Annotated in this window: 1 protein-coding gene; it reads left to right on the plus strand. The window is 60.3% G+C overall.

What is annotated here, in order from left to right; translation table 11 throughout:
• On the plus strand, positions 1–675 hold a 675-nt coding region (locus ACR0JX_RS19720; RefSeq protein ID WP_480545526.1), incomplete at both ends, for a PA14 domain-containing protein.

Below are 675 nucleotides of genomic sequence, written 5' to 3' on the forward strand. Positions count from 1 at the left end.
CGTCCTGCTGACCGGGGATCATGTGGCAAGCCCTGGCGACGGAACCCCGCCCCCCGTCGATGAGACACCCGTTGACGAGACGCCTGTTGATCCGACGCCTGTTGATCCGACGCCTGTTGATCCGACACCAGGTGATCAGGATGACAACTCGGAAGGCTTCCGCATGGCCTTCTTCGCGCTTGATTTCAGGCCTTCGAGACTGTCGCAGATTGATTTTTCTGCTGCAGCGGATGAAACGACGCTCACCAATGCACTGAACTACGATGGAAGCACTCAGATCTGGGAGGGCGGCCGTGAGGACGTCTTTGCCGTGCGTGCCACGACCGATTTGCATATTGAGCAGGCGGGAAGTTACACGTTCTATTTGCTATCGGATGACGGTTCCAGCCTGCGGCTCAATGGTCAGGACCTGATCGACAACGACGGGCTGCATGCGACTGAGCTACAGACCGCCACGATCGAGCTGTCGGCGGGTACCCATAGCCTTGAGGCGCTCTACTTCGAGGCCTTTGGCGATGCGACCCTGATGCTCGAGTGGGCTGGCCCCGATACTGGTGGTAACCGCGTCCTGCTGACCGGGGATCATGTGGCAAGCCCTGGCGACGGAACCCCGCCCCCCGTCGATGAGACACCCGTTGACGAGACGCCTGTTGATCCGACGCCTGTTGATCCGAC

The sequence above is a fragment of the Ruegeria sp. AH7 genome (assembly GCF_056541325.1).